The following is a 25,440-nucleotide window of genomic DNA, read 5'->3' as shown; positions in this document are numbered from 1 at the left end:
CGCAGGAGTTTACTCTCCTGCGCCCCCGCTGTCGTGGGGTGGCGCCAGTGCCTGACCTGGGACTGCTGCCTGGCGATAGTCAGCCGTCGACGGCAGCCACGGCCTCCAGGATCAGTGCTGCCACTTCGGAGGGATGCGAGGCCAGCGAGGCATGGCTTGCCTCCAGCTGCAGCAGGCGCTTGGGCTGCATGCGTTCGGCCATGGCCTTCTGGTTCTGTGGCGCGATCATCCGGTCCTGGCTGGAAAGCTGGTACCAGCTCGGCTTGTGCTTCCACGCCGGATCGCTGATCGCATCGCCGAAGGTGCTGGCCAGCGGCGCCTTCTGGGTCACCGCCATCACCCAGCCTTCGTCGGCGCTGAGGTCCTGGCAGAAGCTCTCATGGAACTTGTCGGCACGCAGCCACAGATAGCCATCGCTGTCCGGGGCGAGGTTCGGCGCCGCTTCGGGCAGGTGCTGCTGGGTGATGCCACCGGGGCTCTCACCACTGTCCGGCGCAAATGCGGCGATGTAGACCAGCGCCTGCACATTCGGCTGGTTGCCGGCTTCGGTGATCACCGCGCCCCCGTAGGAGTGCCCGACCAGTACGACCGGGCCATCGATCTGGCGGATCATCCTGCGCGTCCGCTCTGCGTCGTTGACCAGCGAGGTCAGCGGCAGTTCGACCGCCTTCACCTGGTCGTGGCCCTTGCGGTGCAGCTCCAGGATGACCTTGCCCCAGTGTGCGGCCCCGCCCCAGAACCCATGGACGAGGAGGATGGTCGGTGTGGTGCTCATGCGCTGATCTCCGGCGGCGGCCGGGCGGAATGCCGACCGTCGGGCTACTCTCCACTGATGGCGTTAATCAACGGTGACGCATCCGGACCACTGCATTCGTATGCGTCGCCCGATGTCATCCATGGCACTTGCCGATGGCTTCTGAAAACGTTTTCATGAAGGCGATCCTCTGGAGCCTTCCTCGCGCATGACGCCCTCTTCTCCCCGCGCCCAGCAGCACGCGACCCGCGCTGCGTTCTTCATTCCCGGCTTTGCCACCGCTGCCTGGGCACCGATGGTGCCCTTCGCCAAGGCCAAGGCCGGGTTGTCCGACGCCAGCCTGGGCGGGCTGCTGCTGTGCCTTGGCCTCGGCTCGCTGCTGGCGATGCCACTGGCCGGTGCGTTGACCGCGCGCCTGGGCTCGCGCCGCTTGATGATCGCGACCACGGCCTTGATCCTGCTCGCCCTGCCACTGCTGACGCTCGCCCCCACGCCGCTGGCACTGGGAGCAACGCTGTTCGTCTTCGGTGCGGGTGTGGGGGCGATGGACTGCACGATGAACATGCAGGCGGTGGCCGTCGAGCGCGATGCAGGGCGGCCGATGATGTCCGGCTTCCACGCGTTCTACAGCATCGGCGGCTTCATCGGCGCCGGCTGCATGACCGGCCTGCTGGTTCTCGGCACGCCCCTGTGGCTGGCGTCATTGGTTGCCGTGGCGGCGATGCTGCTGGTGGCCCTGTTGTCGGCACCGCACTGGCGCCCGCAGCGCATTCTGCATGACGGCCCGATGCTGGCCCTGCCGCACGGCGTGGTGCTGTTCATCAGCGTGCTCGCCTTCGTGGTGTTCCTGGCCGAGGGTTCGATGCTGGACTGGAGCGCGGTGTTCCTGGCCGAAATACGCCACGTGCCGCGCGACCAGGCCGGTGCCGGTTTTGCCGTGTTCACGCTGGCGATGACGGCGATGCGCCTGTTCGGCGATGGCATCGTCGAGCGCCTCGGCCGAACCCGTACCATCGTCATTGGCGGCATCACCGCTGCGGCCGGTTTCGCGCTGGCCACGCTGGTGCCCTCCTTCGCCATGGCGCTGGTTGGCTACGTGCTGGTGGGCCTGGGCTGCGCCAACATCGTGCCCGCCCTGTTCTCGATGGCGGGCCAGCAGCGCGCGATGCCGGAGAGCATTGCGATCACCGCAGTCACCACGCTGGGCTATGCCGGCATTCTTGCAGGCCCCGCAGCGATCGGCGCGCTCGCCCATGCCACCAGCCTGGGCTTTGCCTTCCTGTGCGTGGCAGCGATGCTGCTGGGTGTAGCGGCATCTGCACGTTCGCTGGCCCGCCGCCTGCCCTGAAGCTCAGCCGCGTGCTGGGGTTTTTGCGGGTGTGTCGACGCCATGCACCAGCCATTCGGCCTGGTCCGGCAACTGCGGTGCCGGACACGCGGCTTTCGGATGGTGCTCGTCGCGCGCCATCCAGTCATCGACCGCCCCGGCCAGCAGGTCCAGCCGCAGCGGCAGGGTGATGTGATCTTCGCCGCGCATCTCGATGTAGTGCGCACGCGGATTGGCCTGCGCCAACGCGCGGCCTTGGCTGACCGGAATGTGCTGGTCGCCCTGCCCGTGCAGCAGCAGCACGCAGGCGCGGGTATCGGCCAGCGCGCGGGCAACATCCACCTTGTCCAGATCCACGTCGATGCGGCGGCTGGCGGCGGCCACCACCTGGTTGATGTCCTGGCTGCCGTAGCGCCAGCGTGCATACGAAGCGATGGCCTGTGCCTTCAACCCTTCCGGCTGCAGGGCCATCAGATGCGGAATCATGGTGCGGATCGCAACCCCGGCATTGGCGAACGATTCCATCGCCACCACGCCGGCGACCTGGTCGCCCAGCTTGTCGGCGGTGAACAATGCGGTGGCAGCGCCGTAGGAAACACCGAACAGGTACAGCGGGCCGGTCACTTCGCCGCGCGCGCGCAGTTCGGCGATGACATCCACAACATCGTCCGACTCGTAGGTGCCGTAGCCGGAGGGACCGGCGCCGGACTGGCCATGGTTGCGCAGGTCCAGGGTGATCACGCGGTAGCCCGACTCGGCCAGCTGCAGCGACCATGGCAGCATCGAATCACCGTTCATCATCCAGCCGTGCAGCAGCACTACGGTGCCGCGCGGCGCCTGCGCGCGGAACGGCTGCGGTACGGACAGGCTCAACCCGGTATCCAGCGGCAGGCCGTTCTGGTGCTGCTGCGGCAGGTAGTGGTAGCGCGCACCGTAGTCGCCCGCATCGAAAGCACGCCAGAAGATCGGCACGCCATCACGGCCCGGGGCGAAGCCATGCCGGTTCGGCAGCGCGGCCACAGCTGCGGCGATACGCGGTTGATCAAGCAGGGTCGAGACGCCACCGGGCGCGATCAGGCGGTCGCTGAGCGAGGTGGACGAGGCCGTCATCGAGGAAGAGCATGCAGCCAGCCACAGGCCGGCGCACGCCAGCAAAAGCAGCAGCAGGCGCTTCATGGGCAGTCAGGGGAAAAGTGCGACAGCGTGGCAGGTTAGCGGCCACGCCCGGCGCCATCTATCGCAGCTGGATGACGGGTTGATGACAGCGCAGGATCGATTCAGCTTGTCACAATGTCGCGACCGGCCAAAGCATTGATCCGGATCAATGAACGCCATCGCACGAATGGCCACAGTGCCGGCATGCGCACCCCGTTCAAGCTCGCCATTGCCCTGGCCGCCACCTTGGCCGCCGCTTACGGCATCGCCCGCAGTACACCGTACTGGTTCGCCCCACCGCAACAGGCCGAGGTCGACATCCACGACCCGGCCCTGATCGAGCAGGGCCGGTACCTGTCGCGTGCCGCCGACTGCGCCGCCTGCCATACCGCACCGGGTGGCAGGCCGTTCGCCGGTGGCCTTGGCATGCAGACCCCGATGGGCACGCTGTACTCGACCAACATCACACCGGACACGGAGACCGGCATCGGCGCATACGACTACGCCGATTTCGAGCGCGCGGTGCGGCGTGGCATCCGCCATGACGGCCAGCCGCTGTATCCGGCCATGCCCTACGCCTCGTACGTGATCGCCAGCGATGCCGAGATCAAGGCGCTGTATGCCTACTTCATGGGTGCGGTGCAGCCGGTCCGGCAGGACAACGCCGACAGCACGATTCCGTGGCCGGCAAACATGCGCTGGCCGCTTGCCTGGTGGCAGCTGCTGTTCGCACGCCCGCGCAGCTTCAGCCCTGATCCCACCCTGGATGCCGGCCAGCAGCGCGGCGCCGAACTGGTTGAAGGCCTGGCCCATTGCGGCGCGTGCCATACCCCGCGCGGGCTGGCCTTCCAGGAAAAGGCGATGGCCGACGATGGCAGCCGCCAGTTCCTGTCCGGCTCGGTGCTGGAAGGCTGGTACGCGAAGAACCTGCGCAATGAACAGACCGGCCTGGCCAGCTGGAGCGAAGCCGAAATCGTCGAGTTCCTGCGCACCGGCCGCACCGATCGCTCCGCGGCTTTTGGCGGCATGGCCGATGTGGTCGAGCACAGCACGCAGTACCTGTCCGACGCCGATCTGCTGGCGATGGCGCGGTACCTGAAGCAGCTGCCGGCCCGCGAAGGGCGCAGCGCGCAGTGGACGCCGGGCACCGACACCACCACCGCCGCACTGCGCGGCGGCGACTACCGGGTGGCCGGTTCGCTGGCCTACGCCGAACACTGCCAGGCCTGCCATCGCGCGGATGGCCGCGGCATGCCACGGGTCTACCCAGCCCTGGCGGGCAACTCCATCGTCTTCGCCGATGATCCCAGCTCGCTGGTGCAGGTGACCCTGACCGGCGGGCGCACGCCACATACCGCGCACGACCGCATGGCATTCACCATGCCGGGCTTCGAGCAGCTGCCCAATGCGCAGCTCGCCGACATCCTCACCTTCATCCGCAACAGCTGGGGCAACCAGGCCAGCGCGGTCACTGAACTGGACGTAGCGCGCATGCGCCGGGTGGTGCGTGACAAGCCGGCGCATGTGGTCCCTCAGGAGACGGCGCAATGAGGCGTTCGAAGAAGCGTTCGACAGCGTTGATCGCCAGCGCGGTCGTTGTGGTGCTGCTGGCCGGTGCTGGCACGCTGCTGTACCAGCACCTGTACCCGGACCTGGACGCGGAAGTCGCGAGGACCCTGGACATCCTCGACAGCCACGGCCAGGTGGTGGGCCAGTACCACGTGCCCAGTGCCGAGGAGATCGCCAGCCTCGGCAACGCCGACGCGGTGATGTTCGGCCGTCGCCTGCTCAACGAGACCGCACGCCTTCTGCCGGACAACGTCGGCAACGATCTGAACTGCAATTCGTGCCACATGGCCGAGGGCAAGCGACCGTTCGGTAACCACTACTTGAACACCGGAGGCGGCAGCTACCCGCGCTACATGCCGCGACCGGGCAGGGAAATCGGCCTGGCCGAGCGCATCAACGGTTGCCTGCAGCGTTCGATGAACGGCAAGCCGCTGGCCAAGGACGCGCCGGAGATGCGTGCGATGCTGGAATACATGGCGTGGCTGAGCCGCCCGGTACCAGAGGGTGCGCGCGTGGCCGCGCCCAGCGAAGGGCCGATCGACAGCACGCTGACACCGGACCCGATACGTGGACAGGCGCTGTATGCCGCGCAGTGCGCCGCCTGCCACGGCGACAACGGCGAAGGCCGGCGCGACGCCAGCGGCGATATCGCGTTCCCGCCGTTGTGGGGCGAGCGCAGCTTCAACATCGGTGCCGGCATGGCGCGGCTGTACAAGGCCGCAGGCTTCGTCAAGCACAACATGCCGCCGGCAACGACCCGTGAACCGCCACTGGGCCAGCAGGTGATGCCCGACCAGGACGCGGTGGATATCGCCAGCTACTTCATCAACCAGCCGCGCCCGGACTTCGCCGGCAAGGCCAAGGACTGGCCGCGCGATCCGAAACCGAAGGACGCGCGCTACTGAGCAACGCCCCGGTCTTGCCGGCCGTCACACAACACACTCCCTGCATCTGCGCGTCACCGCCATGTCATCGGCGCTGCCGACACTCCCGGACTTTCCTCCCTTGAAGGTCCGGTTTCGATGCGAACGATTGCGCGCTTTCCCCGTATCTCGCTGCTTGCCCTGCTGATTGCTCCCGCACTGGATGCCCTGGCTGAAGCACCGCAGGGCGATGTGGCCGATACGCGAAGCGCCGACGCGCGGACCCTGGACCAGGTACAGGTGATCGGCCAGGCCACCAGTTATGCCAAGACCTCGGTGCGCCAGGAAACGTTGAACCGGCAGACCGTGTTGAGCAGCGTCAATGGCGCGCTCAACGAAGTGCCCGGCGTGGTCGTCAGCGAAGCCGATGCCACCGGTTCCTCGGTGTGGGGCACGCAGATCAGCATGCGCGGCTTTGTCACCAACCGCGACACCCAGCAGATCGGCACCACCATCGATGGCCTGCCCAATGGTGGTTCCGGTTATGGCGGCGGCTCGCTGGCCAACCGCTACATCGACACGCTCGACCTGGAAACGGTGGAAGTGAGCCAGGGCACGGCCGATATCTCCTCGCGCTCGAACGAAGCACTCGGTGGCACCCTGAACTTCCTCACCAGCGACCCGCTGCAGGAGCAGCGACTGCGCATGGTGGTGGGTGCCGGTGACAATGAAGCGCGCAAGTATTACGTGCGCTACGACACCGGCCTGCTTGCAGGACACACCCGCGCGTGGATCAGCGCATCGTCGGCGCGCGTGCATGACTGGATCGATGGCACCGGCCACACCAGCAACGACAACATCGCCGGCAAGTTCATCACCGAGCTGGACCGCTGGACCCTGACTGGCTACCTGTCCTACAACGATGCCGACGAGCCGGAGTACACCAGTGTTTCGCCGAAGGGGTTCGCCACCAACCCCGACCGCGACGGCCTGGTCGGCACCCTGACCGGCATTCCGTACCTGGACCAGAACTACCGCTCCGGTTCGCGCGCACTGCGCGAGAACACGTTCGGCTACCTGCGCGCAGCCTTCGATGGCGGCAACGGTTTCAAGGCCTCGATGGCCGCCTACGGGCACCGCATGCAGGGCCGCGGTGACTGGCTGCCGCCGTACCTGGCCGACGTCAACGACGACGGTGCCGGTCGCCCGCAGTCGGAGTACCTCGGCGGCAGGACGGTCTACGGTGGCAGCAACCGCGGCCAGATCTACTTCGTGAACCCCGACGGCAGTTCCGCCCAGCGCCTGGCCAGCTGCACGCCGCGACTCGGCTTCAGCGCCGAGTACGACCCCAACTGCTACGCCGGCAACGTGCAGGGCGCGCAGTCCTACCGCCATTCCCACTACGACAACGATCGCGTGGGCGTGACCGCCGACGTCGAATGGCGGCAGACCTTTGGTGCCATCGACAACACCGTACGCGGCGGGCTGTGGGTGGAGAAGCTGGACCGTTCCGTGCGCCGCGATTGGCACCGCCTGCTCAACGTCGGCCAGGACATCGCCTTCGACCACCAGCCCTATTGGGTGCAGTTCGAGGACAAGTACAAGGTCGATGAGCAGATGTACTACGTCGAGGACGTGGCCCGCTTCGGCCCGTTCAGCGCACGCCTGGGCGTAAAGCAGTTCTTCGTCGACCAGTCCCGCCGCCGCGTGATTGGCGCCGCCGAGAATGTGAAGTCCGACTCGAAGTCCGATCCGCTGCTGTCCACCGGCTTCACCTGGGCCCCGGGCGTGGAGGGCTTGGAACTGTTCGCCGGCTACTCGCAGAACTTCGCCGCGATCCCGTCCGGCGTGCTGGGTGAAACCGATCCCCAGCGCTTCCGCAACGTCGAACCGGAGACCGCCGACAACATCGAACTGGGCATGCGCATCAGCCGCTGGCCGCTGACCGCCTCGGTCACCCTCTACAACATCAAGTTCGACAACCGCATCGTGTATCTGCCAGCCGGCCTGGTCAGCGGCATCGACTACCTCGGCGAGACCGATGGCGTCTACGAGAACTTCGGCGGCGTGGAGAGCAACGGCCTGGAAGCGGCCTTCGGCTACGGCTGGGACAATGGCTGGCGCATCAATGCGGCCTACACCTACAACCGGTCCAAGTACCTGGGCAGCGGCAACGACGCGCGCGACACGCAGCTGGGCATCGTCGATGGCGCCAAGGTGATCGGCCAGCCGGAGCAGATCCTGGTGGTGTCGGCCGACTGGCAGGGTGAGAACTGGAACTTCGGCCTGTCCGGCCGCTACCTGGGCGAACGCTACCTGGATGCGGCCAACGTCAACAAGCTGCCCTCGGCCACCGTGTTCAACGCCAACATCGGCTTCGACCTGCAGGGCCTGTCGCCGCGCCTGAAGGGCATGGGCGCCAACCTGGTGGTGAGCAACATGACCGACAAGCGTTATCTTGCAGGGGTGGACGGCCGCGACAACGCCTTCATCGGCGCCCCGCGCACCGTCGGCATCTCCTTCCGCGTGGACCTGTGAGTGTGACCCTGTGACTGATACCGGCCGACGCCGACTGTTGCAGGCCGGCGTCGCCGCCGGCCTTTCGCCGCTGCTGCCCAGCATCGCCCGGGCAGCAGCGATCGCCCCTGCTTCGCGCACGCGCAGCCTGCAGGACCTGCAGCACATCGTGGTGTTCATGCAGGAGAACCGCTCGTTCGACCACTACTTCGGCACGTTGCCGGGCGTGCGTGGCTTCGGTGACCGTTTCGTTGCCCCGGCATCACCGCTGCCCGGTGGCGACCGCCCGCGCAGCCTGTGGCTGCAGCCCGACGCCAGCGGACAACGCGCCATCGCCCCCTTCCCGTTGGATACCGCTGCGCACTTCGGCTACATGCGGGTGGAAGGCACGCCCCACACCTGGCCTGATGCACAGCAGGCGTGGGACCACGGGCGCATGGCGCACTGGCCCAAGGCCAAGCAGAACCATTCGATGGGCTACTTCCAGCGCAGCGACATGCCGTTCCAGTTCGCCCTGGCCGATGCGTTCACGCTGTGCGATGCCTACCACTGCGCGATGCAGGCCGGCACCAACCCGAACCGCGTGTTCCTGTGGACCGGCCACAACGACGCCCAGGGCCAGGCAGGCGGCCCGGTGATCGCCAATTCGCACGACAATTTCCCCGAGCTGGGCGGCCATCCGGACTCGTACCGCTGGGCCAGCTATGTCGAGCGGCTGCAGCAGGCCGGCGTGTCCTGGCAGATCTACCAGGACATGGCCGACAACTTCACCGACAACCCGCTTGCCGGGTTCGAGACCTTCCGCCAGGCGTACCGCGGCGCCCCGGGGCATGACCCGGAGCTGCGCGCGCGCGGCGTCAGTACCCGTGGCCTGGCGCAGCTGCGCGAGGACGCGATCAGCGGCCGCCTGCCGCAGGTCAGTTTCATCATCGCCGACGCAGCCGGCAGCGAGCACCCCGGTCCGTCCAGCCCCGCGCAGGGCGCCGCCTATACTGCGCGCCTGCTGGATGCACTGACCGCCGATCCAGAGGTGTGGAGCCGTACCGCCCTGCTGCTGATGTTCGATGAGAACGATGGCTTCTTCGACCATGTGCCGCCACCGGCACCGCCCTCCCCGCTTGGTGCCGGCTGGGCCGGTGCGTCGGCGGTCAGTACCGAAGGCGAGTACCACCGCCACCCGGCACCAGGCGACCAGAAATACGATGCCGCCGAGCTGCGTGGGCGCCCCTATGGGCTTGGCCCGCGCGTACCGTTGTATGTGATTTCACCGTGGAGCCGCGGCGGCTGGGTCGACTCGCAGGTGTACGACCACACGTCGGTGCTGCGTCTGATCGAGCGCCGCTTCGGCGTCGCCGCGCCGGACATCTCGCCGTGGCGGCGTGCGGTCTGCGGTGATCTGAGCAACGCCTTCGACTTCGCCCAGCGCGACACCCGCCCCTTCGCCAAGGCGCTGCCCGATGTCACCGCTGTCGCCGCGCGCGCCGCCGCCCTGCCCGGCCGTACCGTGCCCGCGCTGCCCGATGGCCTGCATCCGGCCCGCCAGGAGCCCGGCGTACGTCCTGCACGGGCACTGCCCTATCGGCCGCACGTGCAGGCCACATCGGTGGATGGTGCTGGTCTCACCCTGCTGCTGGCCAGCGATGGCGCCGCGGCCGTGCTGCATGTCTACGACCGCCTGCGCCTGGACGCCGTTCCGCGCCGTTACACCGTGGTACCGGGTGCCCCGCTGCAGGATCGCTGGCCGCTGGATGCGCAGGGTCGTTACGATCTCTGGCTGCTGGGACCAAATGGATTCCATCGCCATTATCGCGGCGATGGCACGCTCGCGCCGCTGTACGCGCACGTGGAGCGCGCGGACGGCCAGATGCGCCTGACACTGCGTAATCCATCGCCTTCAGCGCGGAAGGTCCAGGTGCAGGCCGGCGCCTATGTCGGCCACATGCCCACCCGCGAACTGCAGCTGGTGGCCGGCGCGGAAACCGTACTGGCCTGGGATCCCGCACCAACCGCAGGCTGGTACGACCTGATCGTGCGCTCGCAGGGCGTCGAGCAACGCCTCGCCGGACGTACCGAAGACGGCCGGCCTGGCACCAGCGACCCTGCCATGGGCAGCGAACCGCTGCGCTTCGATCACGGCTGAAAGTGATTCTGTGGAGCCGGGCGCGTGCTCGGCTCCACAGGGTGGAACATCCCGCTCAGGCCTCCTGCAACCCCGGCCGGCCGTGCTCCACGGCATAGCGCTTCCAGCTCTGCAGCGCGCCGTTCGGCTGCATGACCGTATCGAGCGTCTTCATGTCACCGATCCAGGCATCACGGGTGACGTCGCACAGCACATAACCACGCTTGTCCGTCGTCGCCTTCAGGTGCGGACTGTGCCGCAGCTGGTTCTCTGCATAGGCATCCACGCCCTGCCCGTCCGCACCCGACGTGATCGAAGTGGCCAGGAACTCACTGGAAATCACCCCGGAATCGGCATTGTCCTGCACCAGGTCGCTGGCATAGTGGCGGTGCGCATCGCCACAGGCGGTTACCACGTTGCCGAAGCCCACCTTCTGGATGTGATCGAGCAGGCGGCGACGGCTGGATAGATAACCGGACCACTGGTCGTCGGAAGCCTGCACCACGCCGTCCTTCTCGCGCAGGTAGTTGCCCAGCGAAACCTGGTGGGCGATGGTGTGCCAGCGCGGCGTGGCGTCGGCCAGGCCGTCGAACAGCCATTGCTCCTGCTTTGCGCCAACAATGCTGCGTTCGGGAGATTCCACCTGCCCGCGCTGCGCGATGTCCACCTGCTTGCTGCGGTACTGGCGGGTATCGAGCAGGTGCAGGTCCAGCAGCGTGCCATAGCGCGCGCGCCGGTACATCTGCATATGGCCGTCGCGCGGGAACGACGAAGCACGCAGCGGCATGTTCTCGTAGTACGCCTGGAATGCCTGTGCGCGGCGCAGCAGGAACACTTCACTGGGCGTGCCGTCCTGGTCCTCGGCGCCGGCCCAGTTGTTGTCCACTTCGTGGTCATCGAACGTGACGAACCACGGCGACGCGGCGTGCGCGGCCTGCAGGTCCGTATCGGTCCTGTACTGCGCGTAGCGCCGGCGATAGTCGTCGAGCGTGTAGGTCTGCGGGCCAACATGGTTGCGCAGGTTGGTGAACGGCTGGCCGTTCATCCTGCGCACGCCAGGCTGGCTTTCGCCCTCGTAGATGTAATCGCCGTAATGGAACACGAAGTCGAGCGGCTCCTCGGCAATGTGCCGCCATGCCCTGTAGTGCCCCTCCTCGTAGTGCTGGCAACCGGCCACCGCGAAGCGCACGCGGTCGACCCGTGCGTTGGCCGCAGGCAGGGTGCGGGTGCGACCAATGGCACTGGCATGGCCTCCCACGGTGAAGCGGTACCAGTACGGCCGCCCCGGCAGCAGGCCGTCCAGTTCCACGTGCAGCGCATGGCCAAGCTCGGGGTGGGCCAGCGCGGTGCCCTGCCGCACCACGGTGCGCATGCTCTCGTCGGCGGCCAGCTGCCATGCCACCGCCATCGGCCGGGTTGGCATGCCGCCACCGAACACCAGTGGCTCGGTGGCCAGCCGCGTCCACAGCACCACGCCGTCGGCCGACGGATCACCCGATGCCACGCCGAGAGTGAACGGCGTACTGGCAAAGCGCGGCGATGCGAGCAGGTTGCGCGGATTCAGCGCTGCCACATCGTTCTGCGCGGCCAGCGCGCGGGCCGTTCCGGCCCACGCACCCAATGCGGAAAGTCCGGACAGGGCAAGGAAGCGCCTGCGATTGATCGTATCCAAGACGGTCGCCTTCAGTTGTAGATGATGTGGAAGTAGAAGAAGCGGCCGTAGTCATCGATCTCGGTGCGGAAGCGCCCGTTCGGACCGGTGCTGTAGGTCGGCTGGGTGTTGAACAGGTTCTTGGCCTCGTACTTCAGCGTCACGTGCTTGCTGACCTTGTGGCTGAAGGCCAGGTTGAAGGTCATGTACGGGTCGTAGTACGAATCCAGCCACTGGGTATCGCCGAAGTCGACCAGCATCCGGCTGCGGTAGGTGCCGGATACGCGCAGCTGCGAGCTCTTCCATGGCATGCGCCAGATCACCGAGCCGTTCACCGACCAGTCCGGCTGGTACAGCAGGCGGTCCAGGCGGCGCTCGCTGCCGTCGCTGATGCGGTAGTTGGTCTGCCCGTCCAGGCGGGTGGCATTGAGGTACATGTCGAAGCGGTGGCGGCCCCGCTGCAGGTTGCGGTTGGCTACCGCGAACTCGACACCGCGCAGCGTCGACTCATCGGTGTTCATCGGCTGGGTGATCCGGTAGCGGATGTCGCCGACGTTCTCGAACGTGGTCAGGGTGTAGATGTCGTCCTTGATGACCTTGTCGAACAACGCCACCGAGACCAGGCCGTTGTTGCCGTTGAAGTACAGGTCCCAGGCAAGATCGAGGTTGGTCGAGCGGCGCGGCTGCAGCGAGGCATTGCCCTGCTTGATGGTGCAGAAGCCTCCGCCCAGCTCGTCGTCGCCGCAGCTGGTGCTGGTGGCCTGGGCGATGTTGCTGGGCGTCGGCCGGCCCAGCGTGCGGCTGGCGGAGAACCTCAGGCGCTGGTCTTCGCTCAGCTTGAAGGTGGCGTTCAGCGACGGCAGCAGGTTGTTGTAGCCGCCACTGCTCTTGCGGAATGCCGATGTGTAGGTGGTGCCACCATCCTCACTGAACGGGCTGAACGCATCGAAGGTGGTGTGGTCGTAGCGCAGGCCGCCGATCAGCAGCAGCCGGTCCCAGGCGTAATGCGCCGACACGTAGGCGTTGGCAATGTCTTCCACGTACTTGTAATCGCTGGTGAAGTCGGCATTCGGGTACGCCGCATCGTTGTTGCCCAGCTTCGGGTAAAGCTCGTCATGCCACTTGCGGTTGTCGATCAACGGGAAACCGGGAACGCTGCCAAGCAGAGTCGAACCCGGGTACAGATAGTCATTCAAGGTCGCGCTGATCTTGTAGTAATCGAAATCGATGTCCTGCCAGATCTTCAGGTGGCGATACTCGGCACCGGCAGCCAGACCGAAACCGCGTGCATCGGCATCGATGTTGTAGCTGAAGTCGGCGCGCAGGTTGTCGATGCTTTCCCTGGCGTCGCGCGGCGAGATATAGGCCTGCGCCGGATTGAGCTTGAACGCCGAGCTGGTCAGCAGGCTGGAATCGGAAACACCCACGGCGTTCGGAAATCCATGGCTGTCGTTGGCATAGTCAACGAACAGGTTGCTCGGGTAGGCGCGCACGCCCCAGTAGACCTGGTTGTTGTGGAAGGTCTCTTCGGTGTGGCCGGCACGCAGGGTCAGCCGCGAGAGGTCACCGATATCCCAGTTGAAACTGGCGATCGCGCCGCGGTTGCTGCGGTCCCAGCGGTCGTGGCGGTTCTTGATGTAGATGCTGTTGATCTGGGTGGTGCCACCGTCCTCGCTCTGGTTGCGTATCGGGAACTTGGCGTTGCCATACAGATCGGTCTTGTTCATCGTCGAGTTCTCGTAGAACCGGTACGAGTACAGCAGCAGAGAGGCATAGAACGGGTCGTCCGATGGCTTCCATTCCAGCTTGGCCGAGCCACCGAAGTTGGTGATGTAGTTGGTGTAGGTGCCGGTGCTGAAGTTGCCCGGCGCGCGCAGGCCGTTCCAGCCTTTCGCCTCGTCGAGGCCGGTGGTTCCATCGGTGAGGTACTTGCCGGCATCGTTGTAGTAGTAGTTCGATTCCACCCAGCGCTTGACGCTGTTGCGCGAGCGCTGTTCATAGCGCGCGACCGCGACGATGCCGAACTGATCATCGCCGCCGAACTGATTGGAGAACACCGCTTTGGCGCTCTTGCCGAAGTGGCCCAGGGTCTTGTGGTCGCCCCCCGCGCTGCGCCCCACATTGGTCTCGGCCGTGGAATGGATGCCGGCCACATCGGCGAACACGTACTTGCCGGAGCGGTCAAAGGCGCTGCGGCTGATGATGTCGATCACACCACCGATGGCATCCGGTGCCTGCTCGGCGCTGAAGCTCTTGTAGATGTCGGTGCGGGTGCCGATGTCGCTGGGAATCAGCTGCAGGTTGTTCATGCGCTCGCCGGAGCCACTGCCGCCCACGCTTGCGATCGCGATGCCGTCGATGGTCGTGTAGTTGAGATTGGCCTGCACGCCGCGCACGGTCACGTAACGCGGTTCGCCCGCATCTTCCACCGCACTCAGGCCGGGCGCGGCCATCAGGCTCTCGGCCAGCGTCTCATCGCCATAGCTGTCCATCTCGTCGTAGATCACCGAATCCTTGATCACCGGCGAGGTCTTCTTCTGGTCGATGACCTCATGGGCGGCGATCACCTTGACCGTGCCCAGGGTCGGGGCCACCACCGCTTCCGGTGGGCGCGATGCCGGTGCGGCCTGCCGGCTTTCCCGCGAGACCGGTGCCGCGTCGATGGCGATCACGTTGCCGTCCACCACCGTGTAGCGCAGGCCGGTGCCGGCCAGAAGCGTGTCCAGCGCCTGCTTGACGGTGGCTCCTCGCGGTACCGCGCCCGCCATGGGTGCAGCGCCCGCGCCGGCATACAGGAACTGCACGCCCGAACTGCGTGACAGCTGCTCCAGCGCCTGGCTCAGCGGCTGCGCGGCGATCGCTGCGGTGACCCGGGTCTCAAGCCCATTGGCCGACGCCGCCTGTGCATGCGCACCCAGACAGGGAGACAAGGCCAGTACCACCGACAGATAGAGCTTCTTGCGCATCACGGTTCCTTGGAGGAGAGAGGACTGCTGGTACCGCATCGGCATGCGACGGCGGCTTCTCCCAAGTAAGAGCCGGCATCGGCGGAAGTGGAGAACGCCGATTCGATGAATTTTTTCTGACAACCGTTCGCCGAACCGCGATCAACGGCTGGACACCCACACCGTGTCCGCTTCGCGGCGGATGACGAAGCGTGCGTCCCGCTGCAGGAATGCCTGCAGCGCTGCGACCCGGTGCGCCTCCAGGCTGCCTGACAGGCGCGCCGCGCGCGCCGCGTCATCGGTCAGCCGCACCTGTACCTGGTTGTGGCGGTTGAAGGCAGCCGCCACCTCGTCCAGCCGCTCATCGCGGAACGACACCCGGCGCTGTTGCCAGTCGAGCAGCATGGACATCGGTATTTCCAATGGCTGCACCGCATGGCTGCGGTGATCGACCTGGACCACCTTCCCGGCAGGCAGCTGCGCCAGCCGTCGTTGCCCGCTGCCGGCGGTCCAGACCTCCACTTCGCCGGACACCACGCCGATGCGCGTACTCTGCAAACGGCGCGACACATCGAACACGGTGCCGATGTCGCGGATCCGCAGATCGCCAACCTGCACCTCGAACGGCCGGTGATCCGCTGCGATATCGAACGTGGCCTCGCCGCTCAGCAGTTCAACCCGACGGCTGAACCAGCCGATGTTCACCCGCAGACGGCTGTCTGCGTTCAGGCGCACCTGCGTCCGGTCAGCCAGCACCACCTCACGCAGTTGCCCGTGGCCGGCGATCAGCATCTGTTCGCGAGGCATCAGCCACGGCACCAGTCCGGCCACCAGCAACAGGCAGCAGGCCACCGCAGCCACCCGCCTCCAGAGTGGTCGGCGTGATCGCGATGCGACCACGGCGCGCGGCACGGGCACCGGTACGGCAAACAACGGCACGACTTTCGCCGTTGCCGGCAGCTCCGGCTGCGCGGCCCGGTCCCCCTGCTCCTGTCCGTACGCCACCATCACCGCGCCTACCTGCCGGTGCACGTGCAGGACATGCAGGTACGCGCGTATGTGTTCGGGAGAGCGCTTCATCCATGCCATGAACTCGATGCGCTGAGCGGCGCTCAGGTCCCCCTCGCGGTTGCACAGGAACCAGTGCGCGGCCTGGTCGGCCACCTCGTCATCCATCGCTGCAGGCTCCTGCCGGTTCATCCATCCTTCCCGGCGCCGAGCGCCTTCCTGCAGGCATCCAGTCCCTTGCCGATGTGCTTGCGCACCATGTGCACCGACACATCCAGCTGTGCCCCCACCTGCCGGCAATCCAGCCCATCGCGATAGTGCAGCTCCATCACCCGCCGCGTCGTCGGCGGCAGTTGCGCGATGGCGCCGCGGATTCCGCTCCAGCGCTGTGCCCGCTCGAAATCAGCTTCGATGTCCTCCTCGCTGCGGAGCACCTCGGCCAGCAGGTCGACGTCCTCGATCTGCGGCAGGCCGGAGCGCGAGCGTGCCTGTTCACGCGCCAGGTTGGCCGCCACCGCGAACAGATAGGCTTCGGGGTTCTCGATCGCCTGGGCATCTTCGCCGGTACTGCGCAGCAGCCGCAGGTAGACCTCCTGGGCCAGGTCCTCGGCATCGGCAACCTGTGAACCACGCCGAAGGAAGAAGCCACGCAGCAGGCGGCGCCGCAAGGCGTAGCTCTTCTCCCAGATCCTGACGCTGTTCACAACCGACCAACCACCCCGAGGCTGGAAAACCCAGCAGGGTGCACACCAACGATGACATCCGCATTGCAGCGCTGCATGGCCAAGCGAAGGTTCGCGCAGACCCAATCGTCGCCCGTCTACCCGCCAGCCGATACGGCGCCTACGCTTGTCCCCTCGGCAGCCACCACGGCCGCCCCCGCGCCACGGACCTGCCGGCGCGACTCCGCTCCAGAGCTGTCGCCCTGCCGGCGGTGCCGTGCAGGTGCAGAACCGGCGCTCTCTGGAGACGCAGCATGAACCAGGCACATTTCCCTCTCGACGCCGATCCGCAGGAAACCCGCGAATGGCGCGAGTCCCTGCAGGCGGTGATCGAGGCCGGCGGCCGCCCCCGCGCGCACTATCTGCTGGACCAGCTCGATGCACTCGATGTGCAGCAGCATGGCGACCTGCACACCCGCGCGTGGACCGCCTACACCAACACGATTCCCCCCCAACGCCAGCCCGCCTACCCGGGTGACCTGGCCATCGAGCGGCGGTTGAACGCGATGATCCGCTGGAACGCCATGGTGATGGTGCTGCGTGCCGGCAGGCATTCCAATGTCGGCGGCCACATCGCCACCTACCAGTCCGCAGCAGTCATGTATGACGTGGGCTTCGATCACTTCTTCCGTGGACGGACCGAAACCTTCGACGGCGACATGATCTACATCCAGGGTCATTCGGCCCCGGGCATCTACGGCCGGGCGTACGTGGAAGGCCGCATCAGTGCCGAGCAGATGGACAACTTCCGCCGCGAAGCCGGACGCGAGGGCCTGTCCTCGTATCCGCACCCGCGGCTGATGCCCGGGTTCTGGCAGTTTCCCACTGTGTCGATGGGCCTGGGCCCGCTGACGGCGGCCTATCAAGCCCGCTACATGCGCTACCTGGAATACCGGGGGCTGAAGCAGCACCAGGGCCGCAAGGTCTGGGCCTTCCTTGGTGACGGCGAAATGGACCAGCCCGAATCGCTGGCGGCCATTTCGCTGGCCGGGCGCGAGCGCCTGGACAACCTGGTGTTCGTGGTCAACTGCAACCTGCAACGTCTGGACGGACCGGTGCGTGGCAACGCCAAGGTGATCCAGGAACTGGAAGGCACCTTCCGCGCCGCCGGCTGGAACGTGATCAAGGTGATCTGGGGCAGCGGCTGGGACGAGCTGCTGGCACGCGATCACAGCGGGCTGCTGCGCCAGCGCATGATGGAGTGCGTGGATGGCGACTACCAGACCTTCAAGTCGCAGAGTGGCGCCTACGTGCGCGAACACTTCTTCGGGCGCTACCCGGAACTGCTGGCGCTGGTGGCGCACATGAGCGACGACGAGATCTGGGCACTGGCACGCGGCGGCCACGATCCGCAGAAGGTATTCGCCGCCTACCAGCAGGCGGTGAACACCAGCGGTCGCCCGAGCGTGGTGCTGGCCAAGACGGTGAAGGGCTTCGGCATGGGCGAGGCCGGCGAAGGCCAGAACATCAACCACCAGCTGAAGAAGATGAGCGCCGACGCGGTGCGTGCGTTCCGTGACCGCTTCGACCTGCCGGTCAGCGACGGGCAGCTGGAAGAGATGCCCTACCTGCGCCCGCAACCGGGCAGCGCCGAGGCGCTCTACTTCGCACAGCGTCGCCAGGCGCAGGGCGGCCAGCTGCCGGCACGGCTGACCCAGGTCGATCCGTTGCCGCTCCCGCCGCTGTCCACGTTCAACGTGCAGTTGCAGGGCAGCGATGATCGTGGCCAATCCACCACCATGGGCTTCGTACGCATCCTCACCACCCTGCTCAAGGATCCCGAACTGGGCAGGCTGGTGATCCCGATCGTGCCCGATGAATCGCGTACCTTCGGCATGGAAGGGCTGTTCCGCCAGATCGGCATCCATTCCTTCCTGGGCCAGCTGTACACCCCGCAGGACGCCGGCCAGCTGAGCTATTACAAGGAGTCCAAGGACGGCCAGATCCTGCAGGAAGGCATCAATGAATCCGGCGCTATCTGTTCGTGGATCGCAGCGGGCACCGCGTACAGCAACCACGGCCTGGCCACGATTCCGTTCTACATCTTCTATTCGATGTTCGGCCTGCAGCGCGTCGGCGACCTGGCCTGGGCAGCGGCCGACGCGCGCACCCGTGGCTTCCTGCTTGGCGCCACCTCCGGCCGCACTACCCTGATGGGCGAAGGCCTGCAGCACGACGATGGCCACAGCCACGTGCTGTCCTCGGTGATTCCAAGCTGCGTGTCCTACGACCCGACCTACAACTTCGAACTGGCAGTGATCATCCACGACGGCCTGCGCCGCATGTATGTGGACCAGGAAGACATCTACTACTACATCACCCTGCTCAACGAGAACTACCCGCACCCTGCACTGCCTGACGGCGCCGAAGCCGGCATCCTGAAGGGGCTCTATCTGCTGCGTCCCGCCGCTGCCGACAGCACGGCACAGCCTCGCGTGCAGCTGATGGGCAGTGGCGCGATCCTGCGCGAGGTGCTGGCCGCCGCCGATCTGCTGCAGCAGGATTTCGCCATCGCAAGCGATGTCTGGAGTGCCACCAGCCTGACCGAACTGCGCCGTGATGGCTTGGCTGCCGAGCGCTGGAACCTGCTGCATCCGGCCGACGAGCCGCGCGTTCCCTACGTGCAGCAGTGCCTGCAGGACCATGCCGGCCCGGTGGTGGTGGCGACCGACTACATGAAGATCGTCGGCGACCAGATCCGCCCCTTCATCAACGACCGGCGCTTCATCGCACTCGGCACCGATGGCTTTGGCCGCTCGGATACTCGCGAATCGCTGCGCACGTTCTTCGAAGTCGATCGTCACTTCATCGTACTGGCGGCACTGAAGGCCCTGGCCGATGACGGGCATGTGGAACGGGGCCTGCTGCAGCAGGCGATCGACCGGTACGGCATCGACACCGGCAAGCGCGATCCCGCCGCAGCATGACAGAACAGCAACGGCACCCGCAGAGCACGCTTCTGTGGGTGCCGCTGCATCACATCACTACGGCAACCGCTTGAACAGGTTGGTCTGCAGGATCGGCGTGCCGTCATGGCCGAAGAAGGCCTTGGTCTCGGTCATCGTTGAACGATCGGCGGCCACCGTGTACACGCGGGTGGACGCCGGCGCGCCATGATCGACCAGCTGCATCACCAGCGTATTCGGCGCCGGCAGTTTCAGCGTTGCCTGGTTGGCGCCGTAGCTGCCGGTCAACGCCGCGGGCGTGCCATCCAGTGCCAGCGTACCGTCGGATTTCATCGTCTTGCCGTCATGCAGGACGATGTCCACGTGCGAGCTCCACCTGCCCGCACCGGCATCCTTGAATTCCAGCACGACCTGTTGCGGCCGCTGCGCCTCAGGAAGTGCGGAAGTGGCGATCTCCAGCGACCAGCGGCCGAGCAGGGGCGAACGCATAGCGTCGGCCGCCTGCGCCGTCGATGCCTGCAGCGAAAGAAGGGACAGCAGCACAGCAGAAAACAGCTTCATGTGAGTCTCCTGTCGAGTGAAGAACCGTCTGCGCAACGTGCACGATCGCCACACTACCCGGACTCTGCAGCCACCGGGGCAGGCGCGTAACGAACTGCATCACAGTCCGGCAGTCCGATCCGGGGCCAGGCCCCACGGAGTGAGCATTCATCGAGGTGATTCCGCCGCGCTCAGCCGTTCCATCCCAGCCCGCGCGGCTCGTTGCTGAAGCCTGCGGCCCGCAGCGCGTCCACCAGCGCGCCGCGATGCACCGGCACATCATTGATCCGTTCCAGGGTGAAGGACAGGCGCCGCCCCCGGCGCAATGCCACCGCCAGGGCCTGTGCAGCGGCAACCAGAGTATTGGCCGCATCCTCTGCCCCGCCCTCGATCCAGCTGGACAGTTGCCGCCCGCCCTGCGCCAGGTACAGTAGCAACCGGCCGTTGCCGATCACCACCATCGCACCGGAACGCCGCAGCGGACGTGCACCGGCCACCGGCTGCGGCCACGGCAGCAGGCTGCCGAAGGGATTGGCCGGATCCAGCGCTGACAGCGCGACGACCGACAGCTCACGCGGCACACGCTCGGACAGCTCGCGCAGATGGTCGATGGTGCCGCGCTCTGCAAACTGTGCTCCGCCCAGCCCCGCCACGAAGCGGCCACGCAGGACCTGCCCGGCATCTTCCATGCCTCGATAGACAGGCTGCAGTGCAGGGAACCCACCGGTTACCGCTTCGGTCATTGCCGCCGCCCGGGTCACCACCCGGTAGCGATCAAGCAGGCTTTCGCCCAGCGCTAGCGCCCGCACCGTGTCGTTGCTGCGCTCGCGGGGCAGCAACGACCATCGCCCCGCCAGGGTCGGCCCGCTGGCAATGGCCGGGTCCAGCGCCGTGGCCCGCGCGTCCAGCGTCGGCATGAAGCGGAAACCCCGCGTGCGCCGCGAGGCCGACGCAACGCGCGCCCGCTGCTGGCGCACACCGGCCAGGGCCCGCAACGGCGACCACAGGTCGCTGCTCACTTCGCCCCTCCAGGCCAGCTGCCATAGCGCCAGCTGGAAGTCCTCGGCCGCCGCCGCACTGCCGGCCAGGCGTGACTGCACCTGCGTGGCCAGCTGCCGCGCGAAGTAGGCACCGCCATCAGCCAGGACCTGCACGATGGCGTCCTGCATCGGTGTACGCAGCGCCGGATCCGCTTCCGGCAGCAGCGGCAACGTTTCGGCGGCATGTTCCTGCAGGTGCAGCGACACCAGGCCGTCGTCGTCACCCAGCCGCCCGTGCCCGGCCCACAGCACCATGCCGGTGGCCAGCAGCTCATCAAGCAGGGCCGGTGCGTAGTCGCGCACCCGGGTCGGCAGGACCTGGTGTTCCCAGACCGAAACCGGCAGCGGCAACCCCGCCAGCTGCTCGACCACACGGGCAACGCCGTCGCTGCCCTCAAGCATGGCCGCAACGGCACCATTGCGGGCACGCCCGGCGCCGCCTTCCAGCAATACCCCCTGCCCCTCCAGCAGCAGGCGCACATAGGCTGCCGGTGGCACCGGCCGGGTGGCTTCACGTGCGGCCTGCAGCGAACGCAGGCGCAGACGCTGCAACACATCTTCGCTGACCCATTCGTGCACTACGTCCGGCGGCGGATGCACCCGCTCATTTCCCTGCTGTCGCCGCGCTGCGCCGAAATTGCCACGCAGCACCCGCCCTTGCTCCTGCAGCCTTTCCAGCGCGCCGTCGACCACCGCCACACCCAGCCCGAACCGCTTGGCCAGCGCGCTGCTGGTGAAGGGCGCATGCGTACGTGCGTGGCGGGCCAGCAGATCGCCGAGGGGATCGGGCATGCCTGCAAGAAACACCTCGGGCAGCCCGCCCGGCAGCGCCGTACCCAACGCATCGCGCACACGTGCGGCGTCCTCCACGGCGACCCACTGCGTGTGGCCGGCAATTGAAGCCGGGATGGCGCGCTGCTGCGCCTGCAGCGCTGCCAGGTGCACTTCCACGAATTCCGGATCGGACAGGCGCAGCGCCAGGTCCGATGCAGGCAACGGTCCCAGCTCGCGCAGCAGGTCGGACACGCCTTCCATGCCATGGGCCCTGCGCGCAGGTTCCAGCCGCTGCAGTTCACGTTCAACCTGATCGACCACCCCCGCATCCAGCAGTTCGCCCAGGTCTACCTGGCCCAGCAGCTCGGCAAGCAGGCCACTGTCCAGTGACAGCACCGAGGCGCGGCGCTCGGCCAGCGGCACGTCCGCCTCGTACATGAACTCGGCGACATAGCCGAACAGCAGATTGGCCGCGAACGGCGAAGGCACCTCGGTCGCGACGTCCAGCAACTGCACCTGGCCGCGTTGAACGCGTTGCATCAGCGCGTCCAGCGCATCCAGGTCGTAGACATCCTGCAGGCACTCGCGGGCGGTCTCGATCAGGATCGGGAACTCCGCATGGGCCTGCGCGATTTCCAGCAACTGGCCGGCGCGCAGGCGCTGCTGCCACAGCGGCGATCGACGCCCCGGCGTGCGGCGCGGCAACAGCAGTGCGCGCGAGGCACACTCGCGGAAGCGCGCCGCGAACAGTGCCGAATGGCCGACCGCCGCGGTGATCGTGCGGCGCAACCGTTCCGGTTCGAACACGAACATGTCCGCCCCCGGAACGCGCCCGGTACTGTCGGGAATCCGCGCGATGATGCCATCGTCGCTGGCGACCACGGCCGGGTCGATGCCCCAGCGCTCGCGCAATCGTGCTGCCACCGCCAATGCCCACGGATCATGCACGCGGCGGCCATACGGCGAATGCAGCATCACCCGCCAGTCGCCCAGCTCGTCGCGGCAGCGTTCCACCACCAGACGCAGATCGGTGGGCAGCACGCCCGTGGCCTGCCGCTGCTCGGCGACCAGGCCGAGCATGTTGCTGATCGCGTTGGCGTCCAGGCCACTGGCCTGCAGGCGTGCGTGCAGCGCCTTCGCCGGGGTGTCACTGCTGTCGATGTGCGCCTCCAACGCGGCGAGAAACGCGCCGATGGCCTGTCCCAGTTCGGCAGGGCGGCCCACACCTTCGCCACGCCAGAACGGCAGGCGCGCCGAACGTCCGGGTGCAGGCGTCACCACCACCTGATCGTGGGTGATCTGGTCGATCCGCCATGAGGTCGCGCCCAGCGTGATCACATCATTCACCCGCGACTCGTGGACCATCTCCTCGTCCAGCTCACCGACGCGGCGCGATCCGGCCCGCTCTTCTCCTTCAGGCAGCACCACGCTGTACATGCCACGGTCGGGAATGGTGCCGCCGCTGGTAACTGCCAGTTGCTTCGCACCAGGGCGAGCGCTGAGCTCACCGCTCTGCCGGTTCCATACCAGGCGCGGCCGGAAGCCGGCGAAATCCTCGGACGGATAGCGGCCGGAAAGCATGTCCAGCACCGCGTCGAAGGCACTGCGCGGGAGTGAGCGGTACGGTGCGGCACGGCGTACCCGCGCATACCAGGCATCGGCCTGCCACGGCTCCATCGCCACCGCCGCCACCGTCTGCTGGGCCAGCACATCAAGCGGGCTGCGCGGCGGAGCGATGGCCTCGATGCGTCCGGCCAGCATGCTGTCCACCACCACGGCGGCATCGATCAGGTCGCGCCGCGTACGCGGATACACCAGACCGCGGGACATGCCACCCACCTGGTGGCCGGCGCGACCAACGCGCTGCAGGGCGCTGGCCACCGACGGCGGCGCGGCCACCTGGATCACCAGGTCGACCAGCCCCATGTCGATCCCCAGTTCCAGGCTGGACGTGGCCACCACGCAGCGCAGTGCACCCGATTTCAGCGCCTGCTCGATCTCGCCGCGCTGCTCCTTGGAGACCGACCCGTGATGCGCGCGTGCAATCAGTGCCGGCGCAGCGGAGACCCGGTTGACCGTACTGCCGGTGAAAGAGCCATAGGCCAACCCGTTACCCGAATCTCCACGGATTGCGCCGTCTTCGCCACTGCGTCCGGCGTGCAGCTCGTTCAGGCGTGCGGTCAGCTTTTCGGCTACGCCACGCGAATTGGCAAAGACAATCGTCGAGCGATGGCGCAGCACGTTGTCGAGAATGCTTGCCTCCACGTGCGGCCAGATCGAGCCGATCCGCGCGCCGCCGTCGCGCTCCCCGGGCGTGCCCTGCGTAGCCAGGCTGGACATGTCTTCCACCGGCACAACGATGCGCATCTGCAGCTGCCGCGCCGAGCCGGGTTGGACCACGCTCACCGGGCGGTCGCCGCCCAGGAACGCCGCCACCTCGTCGACCGGCCGCACCGTGGCCGACAGGCCGATGCGCTGCGCCGGTTCGTGCAGCAGCGCATCCAGCCGTTCCAGACTCAGCGACAGATGCGAACCGCGTTTGCCACCGGCCACTGCATGGATTTCATCGAGGATGACGGTCTGCACATCGCGCAGGATCTCGCGTGCCTGCGAGGTCAGCATCAGGTACAGCGACTCGGGCGTAGTGATCAGGATGTCCGGCGGCCGCCGCACCAGGCCTGCACGTTCGCTGCTGGAGGTATCGCCGGTACGCAATGCGACGGTCAGCTGCACCGCCGGCTCGCCGCGTCGGGCGCGCTCGTCGGTGATGCCCTGCAGCGGCACCTGCAGGTTGCGCTGCACGTCGCTGCCCAGCGCCTTGATCGGCGACAGGTAAAGCACGCGGGTTCGCCGCACCGGCTTGGCCAACGGCGCTGCGCGCGCTTGCCGATCACGCTCGGCGAACAGCTGGTCGATGGCATGCAGGAATGCGGCAAGTGTCTTGCCCGATCCGGTTGGCGCGATGACCAGGGTATGTTGCCCGGCACCGATCGACGACCAGGCCTGATCCTGCACCGGCGTGGAGGCGTCGAACGCGGCACGGAACCAGGCCTGCGTCGCGGGATGGAAGCGCTGCAGCGGGTCCTGCGGGGAATCAGGCGGCGTCATGGTGCGTCGATGATACCCAGCTGCGGCCCGTTGGCCGGGCCTTGGCTGGCGCTGGCTGCATCAGGCAGCTGATCCGGGGTCGACAACAAAGACCCGGAGCGTAGCCATCCTGCCGTCACCGAAACGCCAGACGTCGCTGCAGGAAGGTGGCCTTCTTCGCACTGGTCATCGACGTGCTCCGCTCGGCGGTCATGGTGCGAACCTGGCACCGCGATCGTGGGCCGCAGGTCAACGCGACGCACAAAGAAAACGCCCGCAGATCCAGGATCTGCGGGCGCTCTTTTGCATCTGGCGGAGCGAGAGGGATTCGAACCCTCGATAGAGCTTTTGACCCTATACTCCCTTAGCAGGGGAGCCCCTTCAGCCGCTCGGGCATCGCTCCGGGGTTTTCTCCGCGTCTGGTGCGTTGCACCTCAGCGGGGCGTGAATCATAACGTTAATC

General features: G+C 66.9%; 14 protein-coding genes and 1 tRNA gene. 6 read left to right on the top strand and 9 right to left on the bottom strand.

Going from position 1 to position 25,440, the window contains the following annotated elements; all coding sequences use genetic code 11:
- Positions 1-79: 79 nt before the first annotated feature.
- Complete coding sequence (locus M2299_RS08705) at positions 80-775, bottom strand: alpha/beta hydrolase (RefSeq protein ID WP_033830819.1); 696 nt, start codon at positions 773-775, stop codon at positions 80-82.
- Between the two features lie 187 nt (positions 776-962).
- Between M2299_RS08705 and M2299_RS08700 the strand changes: the two genes are divergently transcribed.
- Positions 963-2,102, top strand: coding sequence for an MFS transporter (locus M2299_RS08700; protein WP_032976527.1), 1,140 nt, complete (start codon positions 963-965; stop codon positions 2,100-2,102).
- Between the two features lie 3 nt (positions 2,103-2,105).
- On the opposite strand, the gene M2299_RS08695 is transcribed toward M2299_RS08700, so the two are convergent.
- Positions 2,106-3,257: an alpha/beta fold hydrolase gene (locus M2299_RS08695; protein ID WP_280884208.1), complete on the bottom strand. Its 1,152-nt coding sequence runs from the start codon at positions 3,255-3,257 to the stop codon at positions 2,106-2,108.
- 183 nt (positions 3,258-3,440) lie between these two features.
- Between M2299_RS08695 and M2299_RS08690 the strand changes: the two genes are divergently transcribed.
- The 4 genes from M2299_RS08690 (at position 3,441) to M2299_RS08675 (ending at position 10,325) form a co-directional block, all read left to right on the top strand.
- Positions 3,441-4,787 carry a cytochrome c gene (locus M2299_RS08690; RefSeq protein ID WP_032976535.1) on the top strand — a complete coding sequence of 449 codons (1,347 nt, stop codon included), beginning with the start codon at positions 3,441-3,443 and terminating at the stop codon, positions 4,785-4,787.
- A complete protein-coding gene (locus tag M2299_RS08685; RefSeq protein WP_099783575.1) occupies positions 4,784-5,710 on the top strand; it encodes a c-type cytochrome in 927 nt (308 codons plus the stop codon). The genes M2299_RS08690 and M2299_RS08685 overlap by 4 nt, the downstream gene beginning before the upstream one ends.
- Positions 5,711-5,827: 117 nt before the next feature.
- A complete protein-coding gene (locus M2299_RS08680) occupies positions 5,828-8,206 on the top strand; it encodes a TonB-dependent receptor (protein ID WP_280884207.1) in 2,379 nt (792 codons plus the stop codon).
- Positions 8,207-8,216: 10 nt separating this feature from the next.
- Entirely contained in the window at positions 8,217-10,325 is a 2,109-nt protein-coding gene (locus M2299_RS08675; RefSeq protein ID WP_100436088.1) for a phospholipase C, phosphocholine-specific, read from the top strand.
- A 55-nt stretch (positions 10,326-10,380) separates the two neighbouring features.
- Here M2299_RS08675 and M2299_RS08670 read toward each other — a convergent pair whose 3' ends face one another.
- The 4 genes from M2299_RS08670 to M2299_RS08655 all read right to left on the bottom strand — a co-directional run bounded on the left by M2299_RS08670 (position 10,381) and on the right by M2299_RS08655 (position 16,612).
- The gene (locus tag M2299_RS08670) at positions 10,381-11,976 is read right to left on the bottom strand and encodes an alkaline phosphatase D family protein (protein ID WP_280884206.1); all 1,596 of its coding nucleotides are present in this window, start codon (positions 11,974-11,976) and stop codon (positions 10,381-10,383) included.
- An 11-nt stretch (positions 11,977-11,987) separates the two neighbouring features.
- Positions 11,988-14,921 carry a TonB-dependent receptor gene (locus M2299_RS08665; protein ID WP_280884205.1) on the bottom strand — a complete coding sequence of 978 codons (2,934 nt, stop codon included), beginning with the start codon at positions 14,919-14,921 and terminating at the stop codon, positions 11,988-11,990.
- A gap of 141 nt (positions 14,922-15,062) precedes the next feature.
- The gene (locus tag M2299_RS08660; RefSeq protein WP_280884204.1) at positions 15,063-16,100 is read right to left on the bottom strand and encodes a FecR domain-containing protein; all 1,038 of its coding nucleotides are present in this window, start codon (positions 16,098-16,100) and stop codon (positions 15,063-15,065) included.
- Entirely contained in the window at positions 16,097-16,612 is a 516-nt protein-coding gene (locus M2299_RS08655; RefSeq protein WP_100436084.1) for a sigma-70 family RNA polymerase sigma factor, read from the bottom strand. Before M2299_RS08655 ends, M2299_RS08660 begins: the two co-directional genes overlap by 4 nt.
- A gap of 272 nt (positions 16,613-16,884) precedes the next feature.
- On the opposite strand from M2299_RS08655, the gene aceE reads away from it, so the two are divergent.
- Complete coding sequence (aceE, locus tag M2299_RS08650) at positions 16,885-19,557, top strand: pyruvate dehydrogenase (acetyl-transferring), homodimeric type (RefSeq protein WP_280884203.1); 2,673 nt, start codon at positions 16,885-16,887, stop codon at positions 19,555-19,557.
- Positions 19,558-19,614: 57 nt separating this feature from the next.
- Here the strand turns inward: aceE and M2299_RS08645 are convergent, their stop codons facing one another.
- The 3 genes from M2299_RS08645 to M2299_RS08635 form a co-directional block, all read right to left on the bottom strand.
- Complete coding sequence (locus tag M2299_RS08645) at positions 19,615-20,097, bottom strand: hypothetical protein (RefSeq protein WP_032976518.1); 483 nt, start codon at positions 20,095-20,097, stop codon at positions 19,615-19,617.
- Between the two features lie 170 nt (positions 20,098-20,267).
- Positions 20,268-24,998, bottom strand: a complete 4,731-nt coding sequence (locus tag M2299_RS08640) for an ATP-dependent helicase (protein WP_280884202.1) — start codon at positions 24,996-24,998, stop codon at positions 20,268-20,270.
- 289 nt (positions 24,999-25,287) lie between these two features.
- Positions 25,288-25,380, bottom strand: a tRNA-Ser gene (locus tag M2299_RS08635).
- Between the last annotated feature and the right edge of the window lie 60 nt (positions 25,381-25,440).

Source organism: Stenotrophomonas sp. 1278, from assembly GCF_029892765.1.
Taxonomy (GTDB): Bacteria; Pseudomonadota; Gammaproteobacteria; order Xanthomonadales; family Xanthomonadaceae; genus Stenotrophomonas; species Stenotrophomonas indicatrix.
Note: the sequence above shows the minus strand (reverse complement) of the source record. Positions and strands in the feature narration are given on the sequence as shown.

Excerpts from the sequence above, each read along its gene's own strand:
- M2299_RS08705 (WP_033830819.1), bottom strand. The coding sequence starts at position 775 with ATGAGCACCACACCGACCATCCTCCTCGTCCATGGGTTCTGGGGCGGG.
- M2299_RS08700 (WP_032976527.1), top strand. The coding sequence starts at position 963 with ATGACGCCCTCTTCTCCCCGCGCCCAGCAGCACGCGACCCGCGCTGCG.
- M2299_RS08695 (WP_280884208.1), bottom strand. The coding sequence starts at position 3,257 with ATGAAGCGCCTGCTGCTGCTTTTGCTGGCGTGCGCCGGCCTGTGGCTG.
- M2299_RS08690 (WP_032976535.1), top strand. The coding sequence starts at position 3,441 with ATGCGCACCCCGTTCAAGCTCGCCATTGCCCTGGCCGCCACCTTGGCC.
- M2299_RS08685 (WP_099783575.1), top strand. The coding sequence starts at position 4,784 with ATGAGGCGTTCGAAGAAGCGTTCGACAGCGTTGATCGCCAGCGCGGTC.
- M2299_RS08680 (WP_280884207.1), top strand. The coding sequence starts at position 5,828 with ATGCGAACGATTGCGCGCTTTCCCCGTATCTCGCTGCTTGCCCTGCTG.
- M2299_RS08665 (WP_280884205.1), bottom strand. The coding sequence starts at position 14,921 with ATGCGCAAGAAGCTCTATCTGTCGGTGGTACTGGCCTTGTCTCCCTGT.
- M2299_RS08660 (WP_280884204.1), bottom strand. The coding sequence starts at position 16,100 with ATGAACCGGCAGGAGCCTGCAGCGATGGATGACGAGGTGGCCGACCAG.
- aceE (WP_280884203.1), top strand. The coding sequence starts at position 16,885 with ATGAACCAGGCACATTTCCCTCTCGACGCCGATCCGCAGGAAACCCGC.
- M2299_RS08645 (WP_032976518.1), bottom strand. The coding sequence starts at position 20,097 with ATGAAGCTGTTTTCTGCTGTGCTGCTGTCCCTTCTTTCGCTGCAGGCA.
- M2299_RS08640 (WP_280884202.1), bottom strand. The coding sequence starts at position 24,998 with ATGACGCCGCCTGATTCCCCGCAGGACCCGCTGCAGCGCTTCCATCCC.